Raw genomic sequence first — 22,232 nt, 5'->3', positions numbered from 1 at the left:
TCGCCATTCTTGGTCTGGCCCAGGGTGCGACAGATGGCGTCGTACAACAGCCAAAACACCACCAGGAAAGCCAGTGCGGCAGCGATGGCACCGGCTGGTCTCCAAGCCATGATGTTGGGGTCGATCAGGTAAACGCTGGGGCTCCAGAGGTAGGAGATCAGGAACAGCGCAAAGCCCGAGAGCCAGGTGGAATAGCTTTCCCAGTAGAACCAGTGCAGGTGCTCGGGCAGCTTGGGTGGCGCGCCCGCAAACTTCACCGGGTGGTAAAAGCCGCCGCCGTGCACCGCCCAGAGCTCACCGCTCACGCCGTCTTTCTTCAGCTGCTCGTCCACGGGTGGCGTGAGGCTGCTGTCGAGAAAGACGAAATAGAAGGAAGAGCCGATCCAGGCAATGGCGACGATGACGTGCAGCCAGCGCAGCAGCAGGTTGGCCCAGTCGAGCAGATAGGTTTCCATGGCGCCTCCTCAGGACGGTGCGACCACCGTCAGGGAAAACGACTCACCACCGCGGGCGCTCTGAGTCGGCTGAGGGCCGCGTATGAGCAAACGGGATGGATCCGTTTTGCCCGCACCGCTGCGACCGAAAATAAATTGTATACAGTTTTTGAGCACAGTTGGTACAGGGTTATCCCGGGATCAGCGAACACATTTGCCCGAACTCCCCACTTGCAACAACTGCGCCACCACCGACGCCGCGATCACCGCCGGCTCTTTGCCGCGGATGCCGGGCAGGCCGATCGGGCAGGTGACGTGGGCCAGCTCGGCCTCGGCAAAACCGCGCGCCTCCAGCCGGCTGCGAAAGCTGGCCCATTTGGTCTGACTCCCAATCAGGCCCACGAACGGCAGATCGGCGCACGCGCGCTGGCGCTGCAGGCAGGCGGCCACGATGTCCAGGTCTTCTGCGTGCGAAAAGCTCATGATGAGCACGAGTGCCCCGGCGGGCAGATCACCGACCGCGGCATGCACCGGGTCGGAATGCTCGGTGGCCGCCAGGCCAGACAGCGCCGCTGGAAAGACCTCGTCCCGGCTGTCGACCCAGGTCACGGCAAACGGCAGCGGCGCCAGCGCCTGCACGATGGCCCGGCCCACATGACCGCCTCCAAACAGCGCCACCGGCTGCACGGTCTCCACCAGGCGCTGGCGCAAGTCGGGTGCATCGTCTGCGCTGACCGGTTCGAAGTCCAGCGCGAGCGCGCCGCCGCAGCATTGCCCCAGCGCTGGACCGAGCACCACATCCTGCGCCCAGGGCTTGCCACCTTGTGGGCATACCCTCAACTGCTCACGGCAGCCGCGCAGCGCATCCCACTCCAGATGACCACCCCCGATGGTGCCGACCTGCCCCTGAGCGAACACCGCCATCCAGGAGCCGGCCTCGCGCGGCACCGATCCGCGTGTGACGCGCACGCTGACGAGAATGGCGCGCTCGGTCGCCAGACGGCGCAGGAAATCGTCCAGAAGGTGAGCCATGGGGAAGGTGCGTGTGGCGCTCAGGCCATGAAAATGTGTGAATTCGTAAACTTGGTCAACGATGCGCAGTATCACCGCCTGGCGCCGTGCGCTGGCCGAAAAACCCTCCTACACTGCAATCGCTCATGGGTTTCGCCCGGCGCTTACCGACCGCATCCGGTCCCGATCGCAGACCAACACTTGGGAAGACCAACGATGAAAGACACACCGATCGCCGACAGCCGCCACGGCGCCGCCAGCCCGACCCGCGCACTCGCATCCCGTGCAAGCCGGGCGCTGGGCCTCTTGACCGCCTTGGTGCTGGCGTCCTGCGCCGCACCTCCGGCGCCTCCGCCGCCGCCGCCACCACCACCGCCCGCTCCGGCGCCAGCCCCACCACCCCCTCCGGTGGCCGTAGTGCCGGCACCTGCCCTGATCTCGAACGCCCGCACCGCGAAGGACTACCGGAAAGACGGAGCGAAGCACCTCTATGGCCTTAACGCCAACCGAATCTACAAAGGCAGGCTGCCGCCGCTGATGCACGCAGTGGGCGTGTTGCAGGTCGACCTCGACGGCCGCGGCAATGTGCGCAACATCAACTGGATGCGCGCGCCCAGCCACGTGCCGGACGTCATGCGCGAGATTGAGCGCACGGTGCGCGCCGCGGCGCCGTTCCCTGCGCCAGTACAGCTCGGCGGCGTGACCTACACCGATGTCTGGCTGTGGGACCGCAGCGGCAATTTCCAGCTCGACACGCTCACCGAAGGCCAGCGAGACCGCTGAGCTTTCCCGCAACCGTTTCTCTGAGGTTGACAAGCCCGCGCACGCCGCGGGCTTTTTTTTGCTTGCCCGTCAGCTGCCGCGGTAGGTGGAGTAACTCCAGGGGCTCACCAGCAAAGGCACGTGGTAGTGCTGATCGGTGTGGGCCACGCCAAAGTCCAGTGCGACGCGGTTGAGGAAATTGGGCTCGGGCAAGGCCACGCCCTTGGCAGCGAAATAGCCTTGCACGTCGAACACCAGCCGGTAGGTGCCGGCCCGCAGGCTGGCGTTGTCGTACAGCGGGCCATCGGGATTGCGGCCATCGTGGTTCAGCGTGAAGCGCTTGACCAGCGTGGCCTGCTCACCCTGGGTGGTGTACAGCTCCACCCCCATGCCAGCAGCCGGACAGCCGTGCATGGTGTCGAGTACGTGGGTGCTCAGGCCCATGGTGTCTCCTTGAAAGTGCGCAACAAATCGGTTTGGTCGACTGAAAGTGTATACACTTTTTGTTTTTCCCGATACCATCCAGCCATGGAAACCTCGAGCACCCACCACATTGTCGAATCGCTGACGCGCGCCATCGTCGAACACCGGCTACACCCCGGCACCAAGCTGGCCGAGCAGAAGCTAGCAGACCATTTTGGTGTCTCGCGTACTCTGGTTCGACAGGCGCTTTTCCAGCTTTCGCAAAATCGCCTGATCAAGCTGGAACCGGCTCGTGGGGCCTTCGTAGCCGCGCCTTCGGTGGAAGAGGCCAAGCAGGTGTTTGCGGTGCGCCGCATGCTGGAGGCAGAGATGGCACGCGCCTTTGCCCGCTCGTCGACGCCGGCGCGCATCCGGGCGCTGCGTGAGCACGTGGCGCAGGAAAAGCTGGCGGTGCAACAGGAAGACGTGCCCAGCCGCACCGAACTGCTGGGCGATTTCCATGTCCGCATGGCCGAGCTGATGGGCAACCAGGTGCTGGCCGAGCTGCTGCGCGAGCTGATTTCGCGCTGCGCGCTGATCACGCTCATGTACCAGAGCACCCACGCGGCCGAACACTCCAACGACGAACACGCCGACATCGTCAAGGCCCTGGCCGCCAAGGACGAAGAGCTGGCGGTCCGCCTGATGAACGAACACCTGCTGCACGTAGAAGAAAACCTGACCTTCGACCGCAAACTGCCGACAAACGACATTTCATTGGCATTGACTTGACCCTCCCCCGCCGCGCTTTGCGCGACCCCCTCGGGGGATGATGCTGGCCGACCGGCAGAGCCGGTTCTGCGGCATCCTGAAACCAGAACCTTCACGCCTACGCTCATGACCCTTTACGACGCCACTGCCGCCTACCCCCGTGATCTGATCGGCTACGGTCGCGATGTGCCGCATGCGCGCTGGCCGGGCGGTGCGCGCATCGCGGTGCAGTTTGTGCTGAACTACGAGGAAGGTGGCGAAAACAGCGTGTTGCATGGCGACGCGGCTTCGGAGCAGTTTCTCTCCGAGATGTTCAACCCGCCTGCCTTCCCCGAGCGCCACATCAGCATGGAAGGCATTTACGAATACGGCTCGCGCGCCGGCGTGTGGCGGCTGCTGCGCGAATTTGAGCGGCGCGGCCTGCCGCTGACTGTGTTCGGTGTCGCCACGGCGCTGAAACGCCACCCAGACGTGACCGCCGCGTTTCGCGAACTGGGCCATGAGATCGCCTGCCACGGTCTGAAATGGATCAGCTACCAGCAGGTCGACGAAGGCACCGAGCGCACCCACATGGCCGAGGCCATGGCCATCATCCAGCAGCTCACAGGCGAAAGGCCCCTGGGCTGGTACACCGGGCGCGACAGCCCGAACACGCGCCGCCTGGTGGCGGACTTCGGTGGCTTCGCGTACGACAGCGACTACTACGGCGACGACCTGCCGTTCTGGATGCAGGTGAAAAAAACTGACGGCAGCGATGCCCGCCAGCTCATCGTGCCCTACACGCTCGACTGCAACGACATGCGCTTTGCTCTGCCCCAGGGCTATTCCCACGCCGACCCGTTTTTCCAGTACCTGAGGGACAGCTTCGACGCGCTGTACGCCGAGGGCGACCCGACCGGGCTGGACCGTCCCAAAATGATGAGCATCGGCATGCATTGCCGGCTGCTTGGCCGCCCAGGCCGCATCACCGCGTTACAGCGCTTTCTCGACCACATCCAGCAGCACGACCAGGTCTGGGTGGCGCGCCGGATCGACATCGCGCGCCACTGGAAAGCGACGCACCCCTTCACCGATTGAGACCCCGCCATGCCCATCACCTTGGACCAACTCAACGCAGCGCCTTTGCACGAAGCAGTGCAACTGCTCGACGGCCTGTACGAGCACTCGCCCTGGATCACCGAGCTAGCCATGGCCAAGCGCCCGTTTGCCTCGCTGGCGGCCTTGAAGCACGCCTGCGCGCAGGTGCTGCATGCGGCCGGGCCGGAGCCCCAGCTCGCCTTGATCCGAGCTCACCCGGAACTCGCGGGCAAGGCCATGGTGAGCCAGACGCTCACCGCCGAGTCCACCAACGAGCAGAGCAAAGCTGGCTTGACGCAGTGCACGCCAGACGAATTTGCCCATATCCAGCGGCTCAACGCCGAGTACAACGCCCGCTTCGGTTTTCCCTTCATCCTCGCGGTGCGCGGCCCACGCGGCACCGGCCTCAGCAAGGCCGAGATCATCGCCACGTTTGAACGTCGGCTGCACAACCCGATTGATTTTGAGCGGGCCGAGTGCCTGCGCCACATCCACCGCATCGCCGAAATCCGGCTCAACGACAAGTTCGGCGTCGAGCCCACGCTGGGCCACGCCGTTTGGGACTGGCACGAATCGCTGGCGCAACACACCGACCAAGGCTACGCCGAGCTGGGTCAACTCACCGTCACCTACCTCACCGACGCGCACCGCGCCTGTGCCGTGCATTTGCAACGGCAGATGCTCGACTGCGGTTTTGACGAGGTGCACATCGACGCGGTTGGCAACGTGGTGGGACGCTACCTGGGCGCCACGCCCGATGCACAGGCCCTGCTCACCGGGAGTCACTTTGATACGGTCAGAAACGGCGGCAAGTACGACGGCCGCCTCGGTATCTACGTGCCGATGGCCTGCGTGCTGCAGCTGCACCAGGCCAAACAACGTTTGCCTTTCGGCATTGAAGTGGTGGGCTTTGCCGAAGAAGAAGGCCAGCGCTACAAGGCCACGTTTCTGGGATCGGGCGCGCTTACCGGCCATTTCAACCCGGCCTGGCTGGAGCAGCGCGATGCCGATGGCATCACCATGCGCGAAGCCATGCAGCACGCTGGCCTGCCCGCCACGCTGGAACCCATCCAGGCGCTCAAGCGGGACCCGTCGCGCTACCTGGGATTCGTTGAGGTGCACATCGAACAAGGTCCGGTGCTCAACGAGCTCGATATCCCACTCGGTGTGGTCACTTCGATCAATGCCAGCCTGCGTTACCAGGGCGCCGTGACCGGCATGGCCTGCCACGCCGGGACCACGCCCATGGATCGGCGGCGCGACGCTGCCTGTGCCGTGGCCGAACTCTCGCTCTACGCTGAACAGCGAGCGCGCCAGGACGGCGACTCGGTGGCCACCATCGGCATGCTGCAAGTGCCCAACGGATCGGTCAATGTGGTGCCGGGCCACTGCACGTTTTCGCTCGACCTGCGCGCACCGAGCGATGCTCAGCGAGACGCGCTGGCGCGGGACGTGCTGGCCGAGCTGAACTCGATCTGCGAGCGCCGCGGCGTTCACCACTCGCTGGAAGAAACCATGCGCGCCGCCGCTGCTCCCAGCGCCCCCAACTGGCAAGCGCGCTGGGAAAAAGCGGTGAACGCGCTGGGCGTGCCGCTGCACCGCCTGCCCAGCGGAGCGGGTCACGACGCCATGAAGCTGCATGAAATCATGCCGCAAGCCATGTTGTTCGTGCGCGGTCTCAATAGCGGTATCAGCCACAACCCGCTGGAGTCGACCACCAGCGACGACATCGATCTCTGCGTCCACGCGTTCTCGCACCTGTTGCAACAACTGGCCACCGAGACCGCTTAGCCCGCGCATCCCGACTTCCCCCATTTCCATACCCACGAGACCCAACTACATGACCACAGCCCTGGAGCAACTCGACGCCTGGATCGACGCCCACTTTGACGAAGAAGTGCGTTTTCTGCAGGAGCTCGTGCGCGTGCCAACCGACACCCCGCCTGGGAACAACGCACCGCACGCCGAGCGCACCGCCGAACTGCTCGCCTCGATGGGCTTGAACGCCGAGAAACACGTGGTGCCCGATGCCGAAGTCAAGGCAGCGGGTCTGGAGTCCGTCACCAACCTCATCCTGCGCCGGCGCTACGGTGACGGTGGCAAAACCATTGCGCTGAATGCCCATGGTGATGTGGTACCGCCCGGTGAAGGCTGGACGCACGACCCCTATGGCGGCGAGATCGTGGATGGCTACATGTACGGCCGTGCCACCGCGGTGAGCAAGTGCGACATCGCCAGCTTCACCTTTGCCATCCGCGCGCTGGAATCGCTGCAGGCCAAGCTGGCCGGCGGCGTGGAACTGCACGTGACCTACGACGAAGAGTTCGGCGGTGTGGTCGGCCCCGACTGGCTGCTGAAACAGGACCTCACCAAGCCCGACCTCTTGATCGCCGCCGGTTTCAGCTACCAGGTGGTGGTGGCTCACAACGGCTGCCTGCAGCTGCAGGTCACGGTGAACGGCGACATGGCTCACGCCGCCATTCCCGACAGCGGTACCGACGCCCTGCAGGCCGCCACCCACATCCTGAACGCGCTCTATGCGCTCAATGCCGACTACCTGAAGGTCACATCGAATGTCGAAGGCATCACCCACCCTTACCTCAACGTGGGCCAGATCGTCGGCGGCACCAACACCAACGTGATCCCGGGCAAGGTGGTACTCAACATCGACCGCCGCATGATCCCCGAAGAGGATCCGGCCGAGGTCGAGGCGTCCATCCGCCAGACCATCGCCGAAGCGGCGGCGAGCTACAACCCGCCACGCGGTGGAAAACAGATCACGGTGGACGTGAAGCGCCTGCTGCTGTCGCGCGCCATGAAGCCGCTGCCAGGCAACCAGCCACTGGTTCAAGCCATCCAGCGACACGCGCAGGCGGTGATGGGCGAAGCGATTCCTGCATTAGGCACGCCGCTGTACACCGATGTGCGCCTGTATGTCGAGCGCGGTATCCCGGGCGTGATCTATGGTGCAGGCCCGCGCACGGTGCTCGAGTCGCACGCCAAGCGCGCCGACGAGCGACTCGCGCTCAGCGACCTGCGTTGCGCCACCAAGGTGATTGCGCGTACCCTGTTTGACCTGCTGCAACCAAAATAAGTGAGAGACACATGACCCCAGCCGAAGAAGCCCTGCGGGACGCCGCACTCGAATACCACCGCACGCCCAGCAAAGGCAAGATCAAGGTCGTCCCGACCAAGCCGCTGTCCAACCAGCGCGACCTATCGCTGGCCTACTCGCCCGGCGTAGCCTACCCCTGTCTGGCGATCGAGGCCGATCCATCGCTGGCGGCCGAATACACGTCGCGCGGCAACCTGGTCGGCGTGATCACCAATGGCACCGCCGTGCTGGGCCTGGGTGACATCGGGCCACTCGCTTCCAAGCCGGTGATGGAGGGCAAGGGCTGTTTGTTCAAGAAGTTTGCTGGCATCGACGTGTTCGACATCGAACTGGCCGAGCGCGACCCCGACAAGCTGGTCGAGATCATCGCAGCGTTGGAGCCGACGCTGGGCGGCATCAACCTGGAAGACATCAAGGCGCCCGAGTGCTTTTACATCGAGAAGAAACTGCGCGAGCGCATGAACATTCCGGTGTTCCACGACGACCAGCACGGCACCGCCATCATCTCCAGCGCTGCCCTGCTCAACGGGCTGGAGCTGGTGGGCAAGGACATTGGCAAGGTCAAGGTTGCGGTCTCGGGCGCCGGCGCTGCAGCCATTGCTTGTCTCGATGTGATGGTCGGCCTGGGCGTGAAGGCCGAGAACATTCTGGTCTGCGACTCCAAAGGCGTGATCCAGACCGAGCGCGCGGACGCCCTGGCCGGCAAGCTCGACGCGTCCAAGCAGCGCTACTGCCGCACCACCAGCGACCGTACCCTGGCCGATGCGGTCAAGGGCGCTGACGTGTTCCTGGGCTGCTCGGCCCCGGGCGTGATGACGGTGGACATGGTCAAGATCATGGCCGACAAGCCCATCATCCTGGCGCTCGCCAACCCGGAGCCGGAAATCCGCCCCGAACTAGCCAAAGCCGCGCGGCCCGACTGCATCATCGCCACCGGCCGCTCGGACTACCCCAACCAGGTCAACAACGTCCTGTGTTTCCCGTACATCTTCCGAGGTGCACTGGACTGTGGCGCGACCCGCATCACCGAAGAAATGAAACTGGCCTGCGTGCGCCAGATCGCCGACCTCGTGAAGAGCGAAACCAGCGAAGAAGTGGCCAACGCCTATGCGGGCCAGGAACTGGTGTTCGGCCCGGACTACCTGATCCCCAAGCCTTTCGACTCACGCCTCATCCTGAAGATCGCACCGGCGGTGGCGCAGGCCGCTGCCGACTCGGGTGTGGCCACGCGCCCGATCACCGACATGCCGGCCTACATCGAAAGCCTGGGTCGCTATGTCTACCAGACCGGCATTTTGATGCGGCCCATCTTCACCGCCGCCAAGGCCATGCCCGACGCCCAGAAGCGCGTGGCCTATGCCGACGGCGAAGACGAGCGCGCCCTGCGCGCCGCGCAAATGGCCATTGACGACCGCCTCGCCAAGCCGATCCTGATCGGCCGCCCGGCCGTGATCGCCGCGCGCATCGAAAAGGCCGGCTTGCGCATGCGCTTGGGCGTGGATGTGGAGAACTGCAACCCGGAAGACGACCCACGCTTCCGCCAGTACTGGGAGCGTTACCACCAGCTCATGGTGCGCAGCGGCGCCACGCCGGAAGTGGCCAAGGCCGCGGTGCGCCGCTCCAACACCATCATCGGTTCTCTCATGGTCTCGCTCGGTGACGCCGATGCGCTCATCTGCGGCCTGGCCGGCCACTACATGACGCACCTGGAACGCATTGACAGCATCCTGGGCAAGCGCGCGGGTGTCACCAACTACGCCGCGGTCAATGCGCTCATGACCGACCAGGGCCCGATCTTCGTGGCCGACACCTATGTGAACGAAGACCCCAGCGCCGAGCAGCTGACCGAGATCGCCTGGATGGCGGTGCAGGAAGTGCAGCGCTTTGGCATTCCGCCCAAGGTGGCGTTCCTGTCGCACTCCAGCTTTGGTTCCAGCCGGCGCGCCTCGGCCAAGAAGATGCGGCGCGCGCGCGACCTGTTCGTGGCGCAGCACCCCGAGATCGAATGCGACGGCGAGCTGCACGGCGACGCGGCGCTGGATGAAGGCATCCGCAACCACTACAACGCCGACTCCACGCTCAGCGGCTCGGCCAACCTGCTGATCTGCCCCAACCTGGACGCAGCCAACATTCTCTACAACGTGCTGAAAACCACCACCAGCGGTGGCGTGACCGTGGGGCCGGTGCTCATGGGGTGTGCAGCCACTGCCCACATCCTCACCCCGGCGGCCACCGTGCGGCGAGTGCTCAACATGACCGCTCTGGCCGCCGCCAGCGCCCGTCGCTGACACGACACTCGACACGTACTAGGGGCGCTCAGGCGCCCCTTTTTTTTCGCAACCATTGGACAGATGGCGGCCACCCTCAGGGTTTACCCACAGAATAGTTTATCTTTCAGTACACATAATGTGTATACACTTTTTGTGGGTGTCAACCCCTGCACCTCTTCATTGGAGCCATCGATGAAAACCAACAGCCTCGGTACCCGCGAACAGCTGAAAGACCCCAACTACACGCCACCATTGGGCAAGGCGATTCCGCTGGGCATCCAGCATGTGCTGGCCATGTTCGTGAGCAATGTGACGCCGGCGATCATCGTGGCAGGTGCCGCCGGCTTCGGGTTCGGGTCGAACTCGCCCGACTTCCCGAACATGATTTACATGATCCAGATGTCAATGTTTCTCGCGGGCATTGCCACCCTGCTGCAGACCATCGGATTCGGCCCGGTCGGCGCCCGCCTGCCCATCGTGCAGGGCACCAGCTTTGCCTTCATCCCGATCATGATTCCGGCCGTTGCCGGCGCTGGTGTGGCGGGCATGGCTGGCCTGATGACGGGTATCGTGATCGGCGGCATCTTCCACTTTTTCCTGGGCTTTTTCATCGGCCGCATCCGCCACGCGCTGCCGCCCCTGGTCACAGGCCTGATCGTGCTGATGATCGGTCTGGCGCTGGTCAAGGTTGGCATCGAATACGCTGCCGGCGGCATTCCGCTCAAGGGTAAGCCCGAGTTCGGAAGCCTGGTCAACTGGTCCGTGGCCCTGGTGGTGATCGTGGTGACGCTGGCGCTGAAGTTCTTCACCCGCGGCATGCTGTCGGTCGCCGCGGTGCTGGTCGGCCTGGTCGCGGGCTACGGCTACGCCCTGCTGCTGGGCAAGGTCAACTTCGCTCCGATCGCCTCGGCGGCCTGGTTCACCGCACCCGAGCCATTCAAGTTCGGCTGGGAGGTCAACTGGGCCATCATCGTCGGCATGTGCTTCATGGCGGTTGTGTCTGCGGTGGAGACCGTGGGTGACGTCTCCGGCATCACCAAGGGCGGTGCCGGGCGCGAATCGACCGACAAGGAAATCTCGGGCGCCACCTTCGCCGATGGCCTGGGCACCGCCGTCGCCGGCCTGTTCGGCGGTCTGCCGAACACCAGCTTCAGCCAGAACGTGGGCCTGATCTCCATGACGGGTGTCATGAGCCGCCATGTGGTCACGCTGGGCGCGCTGTTCCTGATCGTCTGTGGCCTGATCCCGAAATTCGGCGCCGTCATCGCCTCCATGCCCATCACCGTGCTGGGTGGCGGTGTGATCATCATGTTCGGCATGGTCACCGCAGCTGGTGTGAGCATGCTGTCGGACGTAACCTGGAACCGGCGCAACATGGTGATTTTCGCCATCTCCCTCTCGATTGGCCTGGGTCTGCAGCTGGCGCCCGACGCCTTGCAGCACTTGCCCAAGATGGCCCAGGTGCTGATGACCAGCGGCCTGCTTCCCGCGGCGGTGATTTCTATCGTGCTCAACCTGTTGCTGCCCCAGGAACTGGACTGAACGCGAACCCGGTCGCTCCTCCCTCCAATGCGCCGTCGGCGGGCGATGGTCCGGCATCGCCGCGCCCGCAGTGGCCAGGGCGCACCGAAGTGGACCCTTGGCCCCATTTCCGTCGCACCGCTTAGGTGCAACTTCAATCGGGTCATGCACCGATTCAGGGTTAGCCATGATGACGAAGACTGCGGTACGCCGAACAATATGTATACACGTTCTGTATTCACAAACCGCTAGGCGCCGCCGCAGTCTGATCCGCTGCTCCTCAGCTGGCACCCTTTTTGCTGCGTTGTGCTGAACCCGTGTATGGCACAAGCCGCCGGATTCTTTTTCCCACTTTTCCCTGTTTCCAGGAGCCTTCATGAACAAGCGCCTATTCCTCAAGACCACCGCCGCCCTGGCCGCAGCCGCTGCATTCGGGAGTGCCCATGCCGAAACGGCGATCAAGTTCCAGCTCGACTGGCGCTTCGAAGGCCCAGCAGCCCTCTTCCTGCACCCTGCCGCCAAGGGCTATTTCAAGGACGCCGGGCTGGACGTGACCATCGACTCGGGCAATGGCTCGGGCGGCACCGTCACCCGCGTGGCCTCGGGCACCTACGACATGGGCTTTGCCGACATGGCCGCGCTGATGGAATTCCACGCCAACAACCCGGATGCGCCCAACAAGCCGGTGGCCGTGATGATGGTCTACAACAACACGCCCGCCGCAGTGCTCGCGCTCAAGAAAAGCGGCATCACCAAGCCGGCTGACCTCAATGGGAAAAAGCTGGGCGCGCCGGTGTTCGACGCGGGGCGCAAGGCCTTCCCGATCTTCCAGAAGGCCAACAACGTGAGCAACGTGGCCTGGACCTCCATGGACCCACCGCTGCGCGAGACCATGCTGGTGCGCGGTGACATTGACGCCATCACCGGGTTTGGCTTCACTTCTTTGCTCAACCTGGAAGCGCGTGGCGTCAAGGTCGAGGACGTGGTCATGATGCCGTACGCCGACAACGGCGTGAAGCTCTACGGCAACGCCATCATCGCCAGTCCCAAGCTGATCAAGGAGAACCCGGCCGCCGTCAAGGCCTTCCTCACTGCCTTTGCGAAAGGCGCTAAAGAAGTCATGGTCAGCCCGGCCACCGGCATCGAGTCGGTCAAGGCGCGCGATGGCATCATCAACGTCGGTCTGGAAACCCGCCGCCTGCAGCTCGCCATTGACGCTGTCGTGGCCAGCCCTGATGCCCGCAAGGAAGGCTTTGGCCAGATCGTGCCCGGCCGCCTGGCCCTGATGGCTTCGCAGGTCTCCGATGCCTACAACACCAAGGCCCGCGTCGACCCCAAGGTGGTGTGGGACGGCTCCATGTTGCCCAGCGCAGCCGTGCTCAACGTTTTGCCCGCAGCCAAGAAGTAAGCCCGGCCCGCACCCGGCCCCAGGCCAGCCCCCTCCCCTGGCGGCTGGCCTTTTTTTCAGGACAACGCATGCAAGCCCAAGATTCCGCTTCCAGCAGCGCCCCCTTCGTCGACTTCAAGGACGTCTGGCTCGCCTACAACGAAGAGCTCAAAGCGAAGAATATTTTTGCGGTAGAGGACATCAACCTGCAGGTCAAGCAAGGCGAGTTCATCGCCATCGTCGGCCCGTCGGGCTGCGGTAAGTCCACCTTCATGAAGCTCACCACCGGGCTGAAGATGCCCAGCCTGGGCAAAATCATGATCGATGGCCAGCCGGTCACGGGCCCACTGAAGATCTCCGGCATGGCCTTCCAGGCACCCTCGCTGCTGCCCTGGCGCACCACGCTGGACAACGTGCTGTTGCCGCTGGAGATCGTGGAGCCCTATCGCAGCCAGTTCAAGGACCGGCGCAAGGAATACGTGGAGCGCGCCGGTCGCCTGCTGGCCAGCGTGGGCCTCGGCGGCATGGAGGCCAAGTTCCCGTGGGAGCTCTCGGGCGGTATGCAGCAGCGCGCCAGCATCTGCCGCGCCCTGATCCACGAGCCCAAGATGCTGCTGCTAGACGAGCCGTTTGGCGCGCTCGACGCCTTCACCCGCGAAGAGCTGTGGTGCACCTTGCGCGACCTCTGGGAAGCGCAGCGCTTCAACGTCATCCTGGTCACCCACGACCTGCGCGAATCGGTGTTTCTCGCCGACACCGTGTATTGCATGAGCCGCAGCCCGGGCCGCTTCGTGGTTCAGCGCGAGATCCCGATCCCGCGCACCCGCGACCTGGAAGTGACTTACACCAAAGAATTCACCGATATCGTGCACGAGCTGCGCGGCCACATTGGTGCCATGCGCCAGACCGGCGCCGTGATCAACCAGTGATGGAAAGCCACACGCCATGAGCAAAAAACAACTCGAACGCTGGTCTCCGCTGATCCTGCTGGTCGCGATCGTCCTGATCTGGGAAGCGATCACGCGCGGCTTCGGTGTCTCGGAGTTCATCTTCCCCAGCCCCTCGCGCATCTGGGAACAGACGCTGGAATTCAAGTACATCATCCTGGGTCACGCCTGGCGTACCTATTGGGTCACGATGGCGGGCTTTGGCATCGCCATCGTGGTAGGGGTGTTGCTGGGTTTCCTGATCGGCAGTTCTCGCCTGGCCTACGCTGCGGTCTACCCGCTCATGACGGCGTTCAACGCCCTGCCCAAGGCCGCTTTTGTGCCCATCCTCGTGGTGTGGTTCGGCATTGGCGTGGGCCCGGCGATTCTGACCGCCTTCCTCATCAGCTTTTTCCCCATCATGGTCAACATCGCCACCGGGCTGGCCACGCTGGAGCCCGAGCTGGAAGACGTGCTGCGGGTGCTGGGCGCCAAGCGCTGGGACGTGCTCACCAAAGTGGGCCTGCCGCGTTCCATGCCCTATTTCTTCGGCTCGCTCAAGGTCGCGATCACGCTGGCCTTCGTGGGCACCACCGTCTCCGAGATGACCGCGTCCAACGAAGGCATCGGCTACCTGCTGATCTCGGCCGGAAGCTCGATGCAGATGGGCCTGGCCTTCAGCGGCCTGCTGGTGGTGGGGGCGATGGCCATGGCGATGTACGAGCTGTTCAGCTGGGTTGAAAAGCACACCACGGGATGGGCGCATCGCGGGAGCCAACATTGACTCCCCGGTGCGCCTGAGGCGCTTCCCCCTCCTTCGCGGGGGGACGACACCTGCGGCTGGGCGGAGCCCGTTCCGCAGCTCATCTGAACAGCTGCCGCTCACTCGCCCAATCTGGGTCACCCAATGAACTCCCATCAGATTCATCGACACCTGCGCCGTGCCAACGAGGTAGCACAACGCGCTGCTTGCATGGGCCGCCATCCTTTCGGCGCGCTGCTTGTCGGGCCCGACGATGAGACGGTGCTGGCCGAGCAGGGCAACATCGACACGGTGAACCACGCCGAGTCAACCTTAGCGCGGCACGCAGCGGACAACTGGCCCGGCGAGTACCTGGCGCGCTGCACTCTGGTCACCACCTTCGAGCCTTGCGCGATGTGCACCGGCACGATTTACTGGGCCAACATCGGGCGCATCGTCTACGGCGCGAGTGAAGAAGCGCTGCTGGCGCTCACCGGCAGCCACGAAGAAAATCCCACGCTATCGCTGCCCTGCCGCGAGGTGATCGCTCGCGGGCAAAAGCCCATCGACGTCACCGGCCCGGTTACCGAGGTCGAAGCCGAGATGCTCGCGCCACACCGCGACTTCTGGCAGCAGCGCTGATGGCCTGGCAGGCCCACCTCGAACTGCACCACCAGCGGCAAGGCGATCGCACCGTGGTGCGGCACCTGCACAACGGACCCCTGCGCATCCTCAAGAGCCTGTATCCAGAGGGTGAGGCGATCTGCCACAACGTGATCGTGCATCCGCCGGGCGGTCTGGTCGGGGGCGATGAGCTGGACATCCGGGTGAGGGTCGACGAAGGGGCTCATGCGCTGGTGAGCACGCCGGGCGCGACCCGTTTCTACGCCAGCGATGAGCTGCAGGCCAGCCAGCGCGTGAGCATCGACCTCGCCGCCGGCGCCCGGCTGGAATGGCTGCCGCTGGAAACGCTGGCCTACCCGGGCTGCCAGGCGCTGAACCAGCTTCGCTTCACGCTGGCGCCCAGTGCCGAGATGATGGCTTGGGACGTGACCGCGCTGGGGCTGCCCAGCGCCGACCAGGCGTTCACCCACGGTCGGTTTCAGCAACACCTGGAGATGCCCGGTCTGTGGCTGGAGCAGGCGCATCTGGACGGCAGCGATCAACGTCTGATGAACTCGCCCCTCGGCCTGGGTGGTCAGCGCTGCCTGGGCAGCCTGCTGCTGGTCACGGGGTACGCCATGGGCCGCGAACGCCGTGAAGGCCTGCTGGAAGCGGCCCGACTGGCACTCCAGTCAGCACCAGCCGGTGTGAGGTGGGGCGTCACTTACCCCCAACCGCAGTTGCTCGTGGTGCGCGCGGTGGCGCCGCTGGTGGAGCCTCTGATGGCGTCACTGCAGTCCGCGTGGGCGGCGCTGCGCCACGCCGCCTGGGGCCTGGTGCCCACCGCACCGCGTATCTGGCGCGTCTGACAAGGCGCGGACTGGGCGGTATTTCCGGTTCAGTTTTCGGCTTCAGCCGGTGGCTAGCTGGGCAGAATGGTCGCTCGCCCCCCCGAGACCGCCCTTACCCACACCCATGTCCGCGACTGTTTCCGATTTGCTGAGCACCCGTGCGCTGGTGGTCGACGGCAATCCCCGCTCCCGCTCGATCCTGGTGTCGCAGCTCAAGGAGTTTGGCGTAGGCACCATCGTGCAATGCCCCAAACTGGCTGACGCGCGGCAGAAGCTGGAGATGGCCAGTTTCGACATCGTGATCTGCGAGCAGTACTTCGAGCGCGAGGACACTACCGGCCAAGAGCTGCTGGATGACCTGAGGCGCAACAACCTGCTGCCCTTTTTTACCGTGTTCGTGATGGTCACGTCCGAAGCCACCTACGCCAAGGTGGCAGAGGCGGCCGAGTCGGCGCTGGATGCCTACGTGCTCAAGCCTCACACCGCCCACACGCTGTCGGTTCGCATCCAGCAGGCACGAGAGCGCAAGGAATCGCTCAGGGCTATTTTCAGCAGCATCGAGTGTGAGCAATACGCCGAGGCTGCGGCCCTGTGCCAGCAGCGCTTCACCGAGCGCGGCGATTACTGGCTGTATGCGGCACGCATCGGTGCTGAGCTCATGCTGCGCATCGGGCAACTGACCGAGGCCCAGCAGCTGTACGAAGCGGTGGTCGAGGCCAACACCCTGCCTTGGGCCAAGCTGGGCGTGGCCCGAGCCCAGCTGGAGCAAGGCTACCCGGCGCGCGCCACGACCACCTTGCAGAACCTGATCGAAACCGAGCCGGGCTACACCGATGCCTACGACGTCATGGGCCGCGCGCAGTTCGAGCTGGGCAATTTTGAGAGTGCTCTAGCCACCTTCAAGATGTCCACCAAGCTCACGCCGGGCTCGGTCAACCGCCTGCTCAAGCACGGCATGATGGCCTACTACGCCGGCGACCGAGCCGAGGGGTTGGAGTTGCTGGACCGAGCCACCCGCATCGGGCTGGACTCCAAGCTCTTTGACGCCCAGGCGCTGGTGCTGCTGGCATTTGCGCGCTTGGACAACAACGATCAGCGCGGCCTGATGCGCACCATCGAGCAGCTGCACCACGTGGCCGGCAAGAAGCCGGGCAGTGCCCGGTTGCAGCGATTGATCGACGTAGCCAATTGCCTGCTCGCCATCCACGAATACCAGACCGCACGGGCCCTGGACGATTTGCGGCGCCTGACCAAGACCATTCTCGAGCCCTCCTTCGACTTCGAATCGGCCAGCAACCTGCTAGCCCTGATGACACGCCTGGCTATGCGAAGCATCCAGCTCTACGAGGTCGACGCGGCGGTCGACACCATGGGCCAACGCTTCTGCACCAGCCGCGCGCTCACCGAACTGCTGGCTTGCGCCGCCACCGGACGACCCGATTTCATCAACCGGATCCGTGCCGCCCACACCGAGATCCTGAAATTCACCGAACAGGCCATGACGCTGAGCCTGAAGGGAGATCCGCAGCGCGCGGTCGAGGCGCTGCTGGAGCACGGCGCCACCACCCTCAACGCCAAGTTGATCGAATCCGCCCACCTCGTGCTGCACCGCTACGCCAGTCGCATTCCCGACGAAGCGGCGTTGAAGGTGCGCGCTCAGGGACTGCGCGAAACCTATCGCACGACCGAGATCCACGCTGGTCTGGGCGAGCAGTCCCACACCGGACGCGCCGCCGGCGGGGTTTCCCTGCCGGGTGCCTACAAGGCGCCGAGCGGCGAAGGGCTGCTGGCCAAGGTGAACGAGATCTGACGCTAGCCCACCACGCCACCAAGGCTCAGATCGCCACCAGCTGGCGCACGCCCCGACTTTGCATCTCGCTGCCAGGCCCACTGGCAATCACCTCCCCGCGCTCCATCACCAAATAGTGATCGGCTAGCTCTTCGGCAAAATCGTAGTACTGCTCGACCAGCACGATGGCCATGTCACCCCGGTCGGCCAGCATGCGGATGACCCGCCCGATGTCCTTGATGATGCTGGGCTGAATACCCTCGGTGGGCTCGTCCAGGATCAGCAGCTGGGGCCCCGCCGCCAGGGCACGCGCAATCGCCAACTGCTGCTGCTGGCCACCCGACAGGTCGCCACCGCGCCGATGCAGCATCTGCCGCAGCACCGGAAACAGCTCGTACAGCGCGTTGGGAACAGGGGCGCTCCCCTTCTTGGTGGCCAAGCCCATGAGCAGGTTCTCCTGCACCGTCAGTCGACCAAAAATCTCCCTCCCTTGAGGAACAAAGCCGACACCTAGACGGGCACGCTCGTAAGGCGGCTTCTGGTCGATCGCCTGGCCATTCAGCGCGATGCTGCCGCTTTTGATCGGCACCAGGCCCATCAGCGACTTGAGCAGCGTGGTCTTGCCCACGCCGTTGCGCCCAAGCACCACCGTCACTTTGCCCAGCTCGGCTTGCAGGCTGACGTTGCGCAGGATGTGGCTGCCGCCGTAGTACTGATTCAGGTCTCTGACTTCCAGGAGTGGCATCTCATTTCTTTCTTTGGCTGCGCTGGCAGGGGTGGCATGCCGGGTCTCGCCCAGCAAGCAACACTCCAGACAAAAAGGGGTCATCGTCCAAGATAGACCTCGATTACCCGCTCATCCGCCTGCACCTCGTCCAGCGTGCCCTCGGCCAAGACCGAGCCGTCACACAGCACCGTCACCTTCTCCGAGATCGTGCGGATAAAGCTCATGTCGTGCTCCACCACCATCAGCGAGTGCTTGCCTTTGAGCGCGAGGAACAGCTGGGCCGTGCGCTCGGTCTCTTCGTCAGTCATGCCGGCCACCGGCTCGTCTAGCAGCAGCAGCTTGGGATCCTGCATCAGCAGCATGCCGATCTCCAGCCACTGCTTCTGGCCGTGGCTCAGCAGACCGGCTTGGCGGGCCGCATGGTCAGCCAGGTGGATGGTGGTGAGCACCTCGGCCAGGCGGTCCTGCTCCTCGCCTGTGAGCCGGAACACCATGCTGTGGCGCACGCGTTTGTCGGTTGCCAGCGCCAGCTCCAGGTTTTCAAACACGCTGAGCTGCTCGAATACCGTGGGCTTCTGGAATTTTCGGCCAATGCCCAGCGCGGCGATCTCGGCTTCACGATGGCGAAGCAAGTCGATGGTGCTGCCGAAGAACACCTGGCCGCTGTCGGGCCGAGTCTTGCCGGTGATGATGTCCATCATCGTGGTCTTGCCAGCACCGTTGGGGCCGATCACGCAGCGCAACTCGCCCGGCGCGATGTCCAGCGACAGGCCATTGATGGCCTTGAAGCCGTCGAAGCTCACATGCACGTCTTCCAGGTACAGGATGCGGCCATGGGTGGTGTCCACCTCGCCAGGGGTGTGCACACGGCCGTAGCCCGCTTCGCGACCGCCCGATTCAGTTTGCCCAACGCCACTGGTCACCAAGCTGCGCTCGAGGCGCAAGGCGCCCTCTTCCATCAGGTCTGGGGTCATGAGGATGCCCCCCCACGCTCGTCCGCTTTCGCGGATCGCTGGCTTTCAGTCTCACTTTGCGTCGGCGAGGCGATGGCACGGGTTCCCCGCAGCTTCTTCAACAGACCCACCACGCCGTGCGGCAGAAACAGCGTCACCACAATGAAAAGACCACCGAGGAAATACAGCCAGAACTCGGGGAAGGCCACAGTGAGCCAGCTCTTGGCACCGTTGACAATGAAGGCGCCGATGATGGGACCAATCAAAGTGGCTCGCCCGCCCACTGCGGCCCAGATCGCCATCTCGATGCTCGCGGCCGGGCTCATCTCGCTGGGGTTGATGATGCCCACCTGCGGCACATAGAGCGCACCCGCCACGCCGCACATCACCGCCGAGATGGTCCAGATGGTGAGCTTGTACGGCAGCGGGTTGTAGCCGCAGAACATGACACGACTCTCCGCATCGCGCACCGCCTGCAGCACGCGACCAAACTTGCTGTTGACCAGCCAGCGTGCCCAGAGAAAAAAGCCCAGCAGTGTCAGGCCGGTGATCACGAACAGCGCCATGCGCATGCCAGGTGTGGCAATCGGCATGTCGAGAATGCGCTTGAAGTCGGTGAAGCCGTTGTTGCCGCCAAAACCGGTCTCGTTTCGAAAGAACAGCAGCAGCGCGGCGAAGGTAAGGGCCTGGGTGATGATGGAAAAATACACGCCCTTGATGCGCGAGCGGAACGCGAAGTAGCCGAAGACAAACGCCACCCCGCCCGGTACCAGCACGATCAGCAGCAACGTGGCGATGAAGCTGTCGGACAGCGCCCAGTGCCAGGGAAGTTCCTTCCAGTCCAGAAACACCATGAAGTCGGGCAGCTCACTCTTGTAGTTGCCGTCCAGCCCGATCTGGCGCATGAGGTACATGCCCATCACGTAGCCACCGAGCGCAAAGAACAGGCCATGGCCGAGGCTGAGAATGCCGGTGTAGCCCCAGATGAGGTCGATCGCCAGCGCCGCGATCGCATAGCACATGATCTTGCCCAGCAGGCCGACCATGTAGCCGCTCAGGTGGAATGGGCTGCTCTGTGGAACCAGCAGGTTGAGCGCCGGCGCCAGCGCGCACACCACCAGCAATGCCACGATGAACGTGCTCCAGCCGCTGCGGGTGAGCAAGGGGCCAGGCGTGGGGAGGGACACAGAGGTCGTCGTGTTCATGCTTCACGGCCCTTCAAAGCAAAGATGCCCTGAGGCCGTTTTTGGATGAATACGATGATGAACACCAGCACCGCGATCTTGGCCAACACCGCGCCGGCCTGACCTTCGATGAACTTGTTGAGCACGCCCAGCCCCAGCGCGGCGTAGACAGTGCCGGCCAGTTGCCCGACGCCCCCCAGCACCACCACCATGAACGAGTCGACGATGTAGTTTTGCCCGAGGTCGGGACCCACGTTCCCGATCTGGCTCAGCGCACAACCCGCCAGACCCGCCACACCCGAACCCAGCGCAAAGGCGTAGGTATCGATGCGCGCGGTGTTCACGCCCATGCAGGCGGCAATCGGTCGGTTCTGCGTCACGCCGCGCACGAACAGACCCAGCCGTGTTCGTGCGATCAGCAGCGCCACGCCGCCAAGCACCAGTGCCGCAAACACGATGATGATGATGCGGTTCCACGGCAGGGTGAGGTTGCCCATGAGCACCACGCTGCCGCTCATCCACACCGGGTTTTCCACGCCCACGTTTTGCGCACCAAAAACACTGCGCACCGCCTGCATCAGCAGCAAGCTGATACCCCAGGTGGCGAGCAGCGTCTCCAGTGGGCGGCCATAGAGGAAACGGATCACGGTGCGCTCCATCAGCGCACCCACCGCGGCAGACGCGGCAAAGGCCACCGGCAGCGCGGCCAGCAAATACCAGTCGAAAGCGTCCGGAAAAACCTGTTGGAAAATGCGCTGTACTAGCCAGGTGGCGTAGGCACCGATCATGATCAGCTCACCGTGCGCCATGTTGATCACACCCATCAGGCCATACGTAATGGCCAATCCCAGTGCCGCCAGCAGCAGAATGCTGCCCAGGCTGATGCCGGTGAAGGCTTGCCCGAGTGCGCTGGAGATCGCAAGCGAGCGGTCGAGCCCGGCCAGCGCCGATTTCAGAGCCGCCTGGACCTCGGCATCGGCTTCGCTTTCCATGCGCTGCAGCAGCAGCGGCCGTACGATGGCCTTGCGCGCTTCGCCCAGTTTCTGTGCCGCAGCGAGGCGCTGGGCAGCGTCTTCGCTGGCGAGCAGCACCGCCGCCTGCGCCAGCTCGAGCGTCTGCCGAGCTTCGGCGTCCAGATCGGCCGCGAGGGCTCGCTCGATGATGGGCAACTGATCGGCATCGGGTTCATCAAAGCTGCTGCGTTGCAGCGTGAGCGCGGCGGCGCGCTGGCGCTGGGGTGTGCCGCCCACAAGCTCCATGCCGGCCAGCGCTGTGGCCAGGGCGGAGCGGATGCGGTTGTTCACGATCACCTCTTCGGCGCTATCGCCGAGCGTGGTGGCGGCGCCAGTCACGGCGTCATTCGCGTCGACGTCGAGAACGATGAGCACCTGATCGCCCTGCACACGCACCCTACCTTCACCCAGCGCTGACAACAGTGCAGCGCCGCGCTCATCTGGGCTCGCGGCCATGGCGTTGATGGTGGCGATGCGCTCGTCGCTGTCGCCACGGGCCAGCGCGAGGGCTTGTTCGGCAGTGAGCGCGTGCACCAACGGACTGGAAAGCAGCCAGAGTGCGCACAGGCATGCTGACCACCAGGAAGGGAAGAGGAGACGCATGGGTCCGTCTTTCAGAGGGGCAGGCGGGCGGGCGTCAGGTGCGCCACCTGCGGCCGAGACACAAGTCAGCCAGCGAACCGGACCCGCGCCA

At 64.3% G+C, this 22,232-nt stretch carries 20 protein-coding genes; 13 read left to right on the top strand and 7 right to left on the bottom strand.

What is annotated here, in order from left to right; all coding sequences use genetic code 11:
- On the bottom strand, nucleotides 1-455 hold a 455-nt coding region (locus tag GPT34_RS08780; protein ID WP_291011171.1), incomplete at its 3' end, for a urate hydroxylase PuuD.
- 180 nt (nucleotides 456-635) lie between these two features.
- Entirely contained in the window at nucleotides 636-1,466 is an 831-nt protein-coding gene (xdhC, locus tag GPT34_RS08775; RefSeq protein WP_291011169.1) for a xanthine dehydrogenase accessory protein XdhC, read from the bottom strand.
- 195 nt (nucleotides 1,467-1,661) lie between these two features.
- Between xdhC and GPT34_RS08770 the strand changes: the two genes are divergently transcribed.
- Nucleotides 1,662-2,228, top strand: coding sequence for a hypothetical protein (locus GPT34_RS08770; RefSeq protein ID WP_291011167.1), 567 nt, complete (start codon nucleotides 1,662-1,664; stop codon nucleotides 2,226-2,228).
- A 69-nt stretch (nucleotides 2,229-2,297) separates the two neighbouring features.
- Here the strand turns inward: GPT34_RS08770 and uraH are convergent, their stop codons facing one another.
- On the bottom strand, nucleotides 2,298-2,651 hold the full coding sequence (gene uraH, locus GPT34_RS08765; protein ID WP_291011165.1) for a hydroxyisourate hydrolase: 354 nt from the start codon (nucleotides 2,649-2,651) through the stop codon (nucleotides 2,298-2,300).
- 84 nt (nucleotides 2,652-2,735) lie between these two features.
- Between uraH and GPT34_RS08760 the strand changes: the two genes are divergently transcribed.
- The 12 genes from GPT34_RS08760 to GPT34_RS08705 all read left to right on the top strand — a co-directional run bounded on the left by GPT34_RS08760 (nucleotide 2,736) and on the right by GPT34_RS08705 (nucleotide 17,682).
- The gene (locus GPT34_RS08760; protein ID WP_291011163.1) at nucleotides 2,736-3,401 is read left to right on the top strand and encodes a GntR family transcriptional regulator; all 666 of its coding nucleotides are present in this window, start codon (nucleotides 2,736-2,738) and stop codon (nucleotides 3,399-3,401) included.
- Nucleotides 3,402-3,506: 105 nt separating this feature from the next.
- On the top strand, nucleotides 3,507-4,457 hold the full coding sequence (gene puuE / locus GPT34_RS08755; RefSeq protein WP_291011161.1) for an allantoinase PuuE: 951 nt from the start codon (nucleotides 3,507-3,509) through the stop codon (nucleotides 4,455-4,457).
- Nucleotides 4,458-4,466: 9 nt separating this feature from the next.
- Nucleotides 4,467-6,248 (top strand): 2-oxo-4-hydroxy-4-carboxy-5-ureidoimidazoline decarboxylase, encoded by a 1,782-nt coding sequence (uraD, locus tag GPT34_RS08750; protein ID WP_291011159.1) that lies wholly within the window; start codon nucleotides 4,467-4,469, stop codon nucleotides 6,246-6,248.
- A 49-nt stretch (nucleotides 6,249-6,297) separates the two neighbouring features.
- A complete protein-coding gene (locus tag GPT34_RS08745; protein WP_291011157.1) occupies nucleotides 6,298-7,551 on the top strand; it encodes a M20/M25/M40 family metallo-hydrolase in 1,254 nt (417 codons plus the stop codon).
- Nucleotides 7,552-7,562: 11 nt separating this feature from the next.
- Nucleotides 7,563-9,860 carry an NADP-dependent malic enzyme gene (locus GPT34_RS08740; RefSeq protein WP_291011155.1) on the top strand — a complete coding sequence of 766 codons (2,298 nt, stop codon included), beginning with the start codon at nucleotides 7,563-7,565 and terminating at the stop codon, nucleotides 9,858-9,860.
- Nucleotides 9,861-10,034: 174 nt separating this feature from the next.
- Nucleotides 10,035-11,384 (top strand): nucleobase:cation symporter-2 family protein, encoded by a 1,350-nt coding sequence (locus tag GPT34_RS08735; protein ID WP_291011153.1) that lies wholly within the window; start codon nucleotides 10,035-10,037, stop codon nucleotides 11,382-11,384.
- A gap of 355 nt (nucleotides 11,385-11,739) precedes the next feature.
- Nucleotides 11,740-12,771, top strand: a complete 1,032-nt coding sequence (locus GPT34_RS08730) for an ABC transporter substrate-binding protein (protein WP_291011151.1) — start codon at nucleotides 11,740-11,742, stop codon at nucleotides 12,769-12,771.
- A 68-nt stretch (nucleotides 12,772-12,839) separates the two neighbouring features.
- Complete coding sequence (locus tag GPT34_RS08725; protein ID WP_291011149.1) at nucleotides 12,840-13,679, top strand: ABC transporter ATP-binding protein; 840 nt, start codon at nucleotides 12,840-12,842, stop codon at nucleotides 13,677-13,679.
- Nucleotides 13,680-13,695: 16 nt separating this feature from the next.
- Nucleotides 13,696-14,460 (top strand): ABC transporter permease, encoded by a 765-nt coding sequence (locus tag GPT34_RS08720; protein ID WP_291011146.1) that lies wholly within the window; start codon nucleotides 13,696-13,698, stop codon nucleotides 14,458-14,460.
- A 123-nt stretch (nucleotides 14,461-14,583) separates the two neighbouring features.
- Entirely contained in the window at nucleotides 14,584-15,060 is a 477-nt protein-coding gene (locus GPT34_RS08715) for a nucleoside deaminase (protein ID WP_291011143.1), read from the top strand.
- On the top strand, nucleotides 15,060-15,890 hold the full coding sequence (locus GPT34_RS08710) for an urease accessory protein UreD (RefSeq protein WP_291011140.1): 831 nt from the start codon (nucleotides 15,060-15,062) through the stop codon (nucleotides 15,888-15,890). The genes GPT34_RS08715 and GPT34_RS08710 overlap by 1 nt, the downstream gene beginning before the upstream one ends.
- 106 nt (nucleotides 15,891-15,996) lie before the next feature.
- A complete protein-coding gene (locus GPT34_RS08705) occupies nucleotides 15,997-17,682 on the top strand; it encodes a response regulator (protein WP_291011137.1) in 1,686 nt (561 codons plus the stop codon).
- Nucleotides 17,683-17,707: 25 nt separating this feature from the next.
- On the opposite strand, the gene urtE is transcribed toward GPT34_RS08705, so the two are convergent.
- The 4 genes from urtE to urtB form a co-directional block, all read right to left on the bottom strand.
- A complete protein-coding gene (urtE, locus tag GPT34_RS08700) occupies nucleotides 17,708-18,406 on the bottom strand; it encodes an urea ABC transporter ATP-binding subunit UrtE (protein ID WP_291011134.1) in 699 nt (232 codons plus the stop codon).
- Between the two features lie 80 nt (nucleotides 18,407-18,486).
- Nucleotides 18,487-19,362 (bottom strand): urea ABC transporter ATP-binding protein UrtD, encoded by an 876-nt coding sequence (gene urtD, locus GPT34_RS08695; protein WP_291011132.1) that lies wholly within the window; start codon nucleotides 19,360-19,362, stop codon nucleotides 18,487-18,489.
- Nucleotides 19,359-20,546, bottom strand: a complete 1,188-nt coding sequence (gene urtC, locus GPT34_RS08690) for an urea ABC transporter permease subunit UrtC (protein ID WP_291011130.1) — start codon at nucleotides 20,544-20,546, stop codon at nucleotides 19,359-19,361. Before urtC ends, urtD begins: the two co-directional genes overlap by 4 nt.
- Nucleotides 20,543-22,141, bottom strand: coding sequence for an urea ABC transporter permease subunit UrtB (urtB, locus tag GPT34_RS08685; RefSeq protein WP_291011127.1), 1,599 nt, complete (start codon nucleotides 22,139-22,141; stop codon nucleotides 20,543-20,545). The genes urtC and urtB overlap by 4 nt, the downstream gene beginning before the upstream one ends.
- Nucleotides 22,142-22,232: the final 91 nt, after the last annotated feature.

The sequence above is a fragment of the Hydrogenophaga sp. genome, from assembly GCF_011390835.1.
GTDB lineage: Bacteria > Pseudomonadota > Gammaproteobacteria > Burkholderiales > Burkholderiaceae_C > Hydrogenophaga.
Note: the sequence above shows the minus strand (reverse complement) of the source record. Positions and strands in the feature narration are given on the sequence as shown.

What these genes read in the sequence shown, in the direction of transcription:
- urtD (WP_291011132.1), bottom strand. Translation starts at nt 19,362, where the DNA reads ATGACCCCAGACCTGATGGAAGAGGGCGCCTTGCGCCTCGAGCGCAGC.
- GPT34_RS08740 (WP_291011155.1), top strand. Translation starts at nt 7,563, where the DNA reads ATGACCCCAGCCGAAGAAGCCCTGCGGGACGCCGCACTCGAATACCAC.
- xdhC (WP_291011169.1), bottom strand. Translation starts at nt 1,466, where the DNA reads ATGGCTCACCTTCTGGACGATTTCCTGCGCCGTCTGGCGACCGAGCGC.
- urtE (WP_291011134.1), bottom strand. Translation starts at nt 18,406, where the DNA reads ATGCCACTCCTGGAAGTCAGAGACCTGAATCAGTACTACGGCGGCAGC.
- GPT34_RS08705 (WP_291011137.1), top strand. Translation starts at nt 15,997, where the DNA reads ATGTCCGCGACTGTTTCCGATTTGCTGAGCACCCGTGCGCTGGTGGTC.
- GPT34_RS08760 (WP_291011163.1), top strand. Translation starts at nt 2,736, where the DNA reads ATGGAAACCTCGAGCACCCACCACATTGTCGAATCGCTGACGCGCGCC.
- urtB (WP_291011127.1), bottom strand. Translation starts at nt 22,141, where the DNA reads ATGCGTCTCCTCTTCCCTTCCTGGTGGTCAGCATGCCTGTGCGCACTC.
- puuE (WP_291011161.1), top strand. Translation starts at nt 3,507, where the DNA reads ATGACCCTTTACGACGCCACTGCCGCCTACCCCCGTGATCTGATCGGC.
- GPT34_RS08735 (WP_291011153.1), top strand. Translation starts at nt 10,035, where the DNA reads ATGAAAACCAACAGCCTCGGTACCCGCGAACAGCTGAAAGACCCCAAC.
- GPT34_RS08715 (WP_291011143.1), top strand. Translation starts at nt 14,584, where the DNA reads ATGAACTCCCATCAGATTCATCGACACCTGCGCCGTGCCAACGAGGTA.
- GPT34_RS08720 (WP_291011146.1), top strand. Translation starts at nt 13,696, where the DNA reads ATGAGCAAAAAACAACTCGAACGCTGGTCTCCGCTGATCCTGCTGGTC.
- GPT34_RS08725 (WP_291011149.1), top strand. Translation starts at nt 12,840, where the DNA reads ATGCAAGCCCAAGATTCCGCTTCCAGCAGCGCCCCCTTCGTCGACTTC.
- urtC (WP_291011130.1), bottom strand. Translation starts at nt 20,546, where the DNA reads ATGAACACGACGACCTCTGTGTCCCTCCCCACGCCTGGCCCCTTGCTC.
- GPT34_RS08770 (WP_291011167.1), top strand. Translation starts at nt 1,662, where the DNA reads ATGAAAGACACACCGATCGCCGACAGCCGCCACGGCGCCGCCAGCCCG.
- GPT34_RS08745 (WP_291011157.1), top strand. Translation starts at nt 6,298, where the DNA reads ATGACCACAGCCCTGGAGCAACTCGACGCCTGGATCGACGCCCACTTT.
- uraD (WP_291011159.1), top strand. Translation starts at nt 4,467, where the DNA reads ATGCCCATCACCTTGGACCAACTCAACGCAGCGCCTTTGCACGAAGCA.
- uraH (WP_291011165.1), bottom strand. Translation starts at nt 2,651, where the DNA reads ATGGGCCTGAGCACCCACGTACTCGACACCATGCACGGCTGTCCGGCT.
- GPT34_RS08710 (WP_291011140.1), top strand. Translation starts at nt 15,060, where the DNA reads ATGGCCTGGCAGGCCCACCTCGAACTGCACCACCAGCGGCAAGGCGAT.
- GPT34_RS08730 (WP_291011151.1), top strand. Translation starts at nt 11,740, where the DNA reads ATGAACAAGCGCCTATTCCTCAAGACCACCGCCGCCCTGGCCGCAGCC.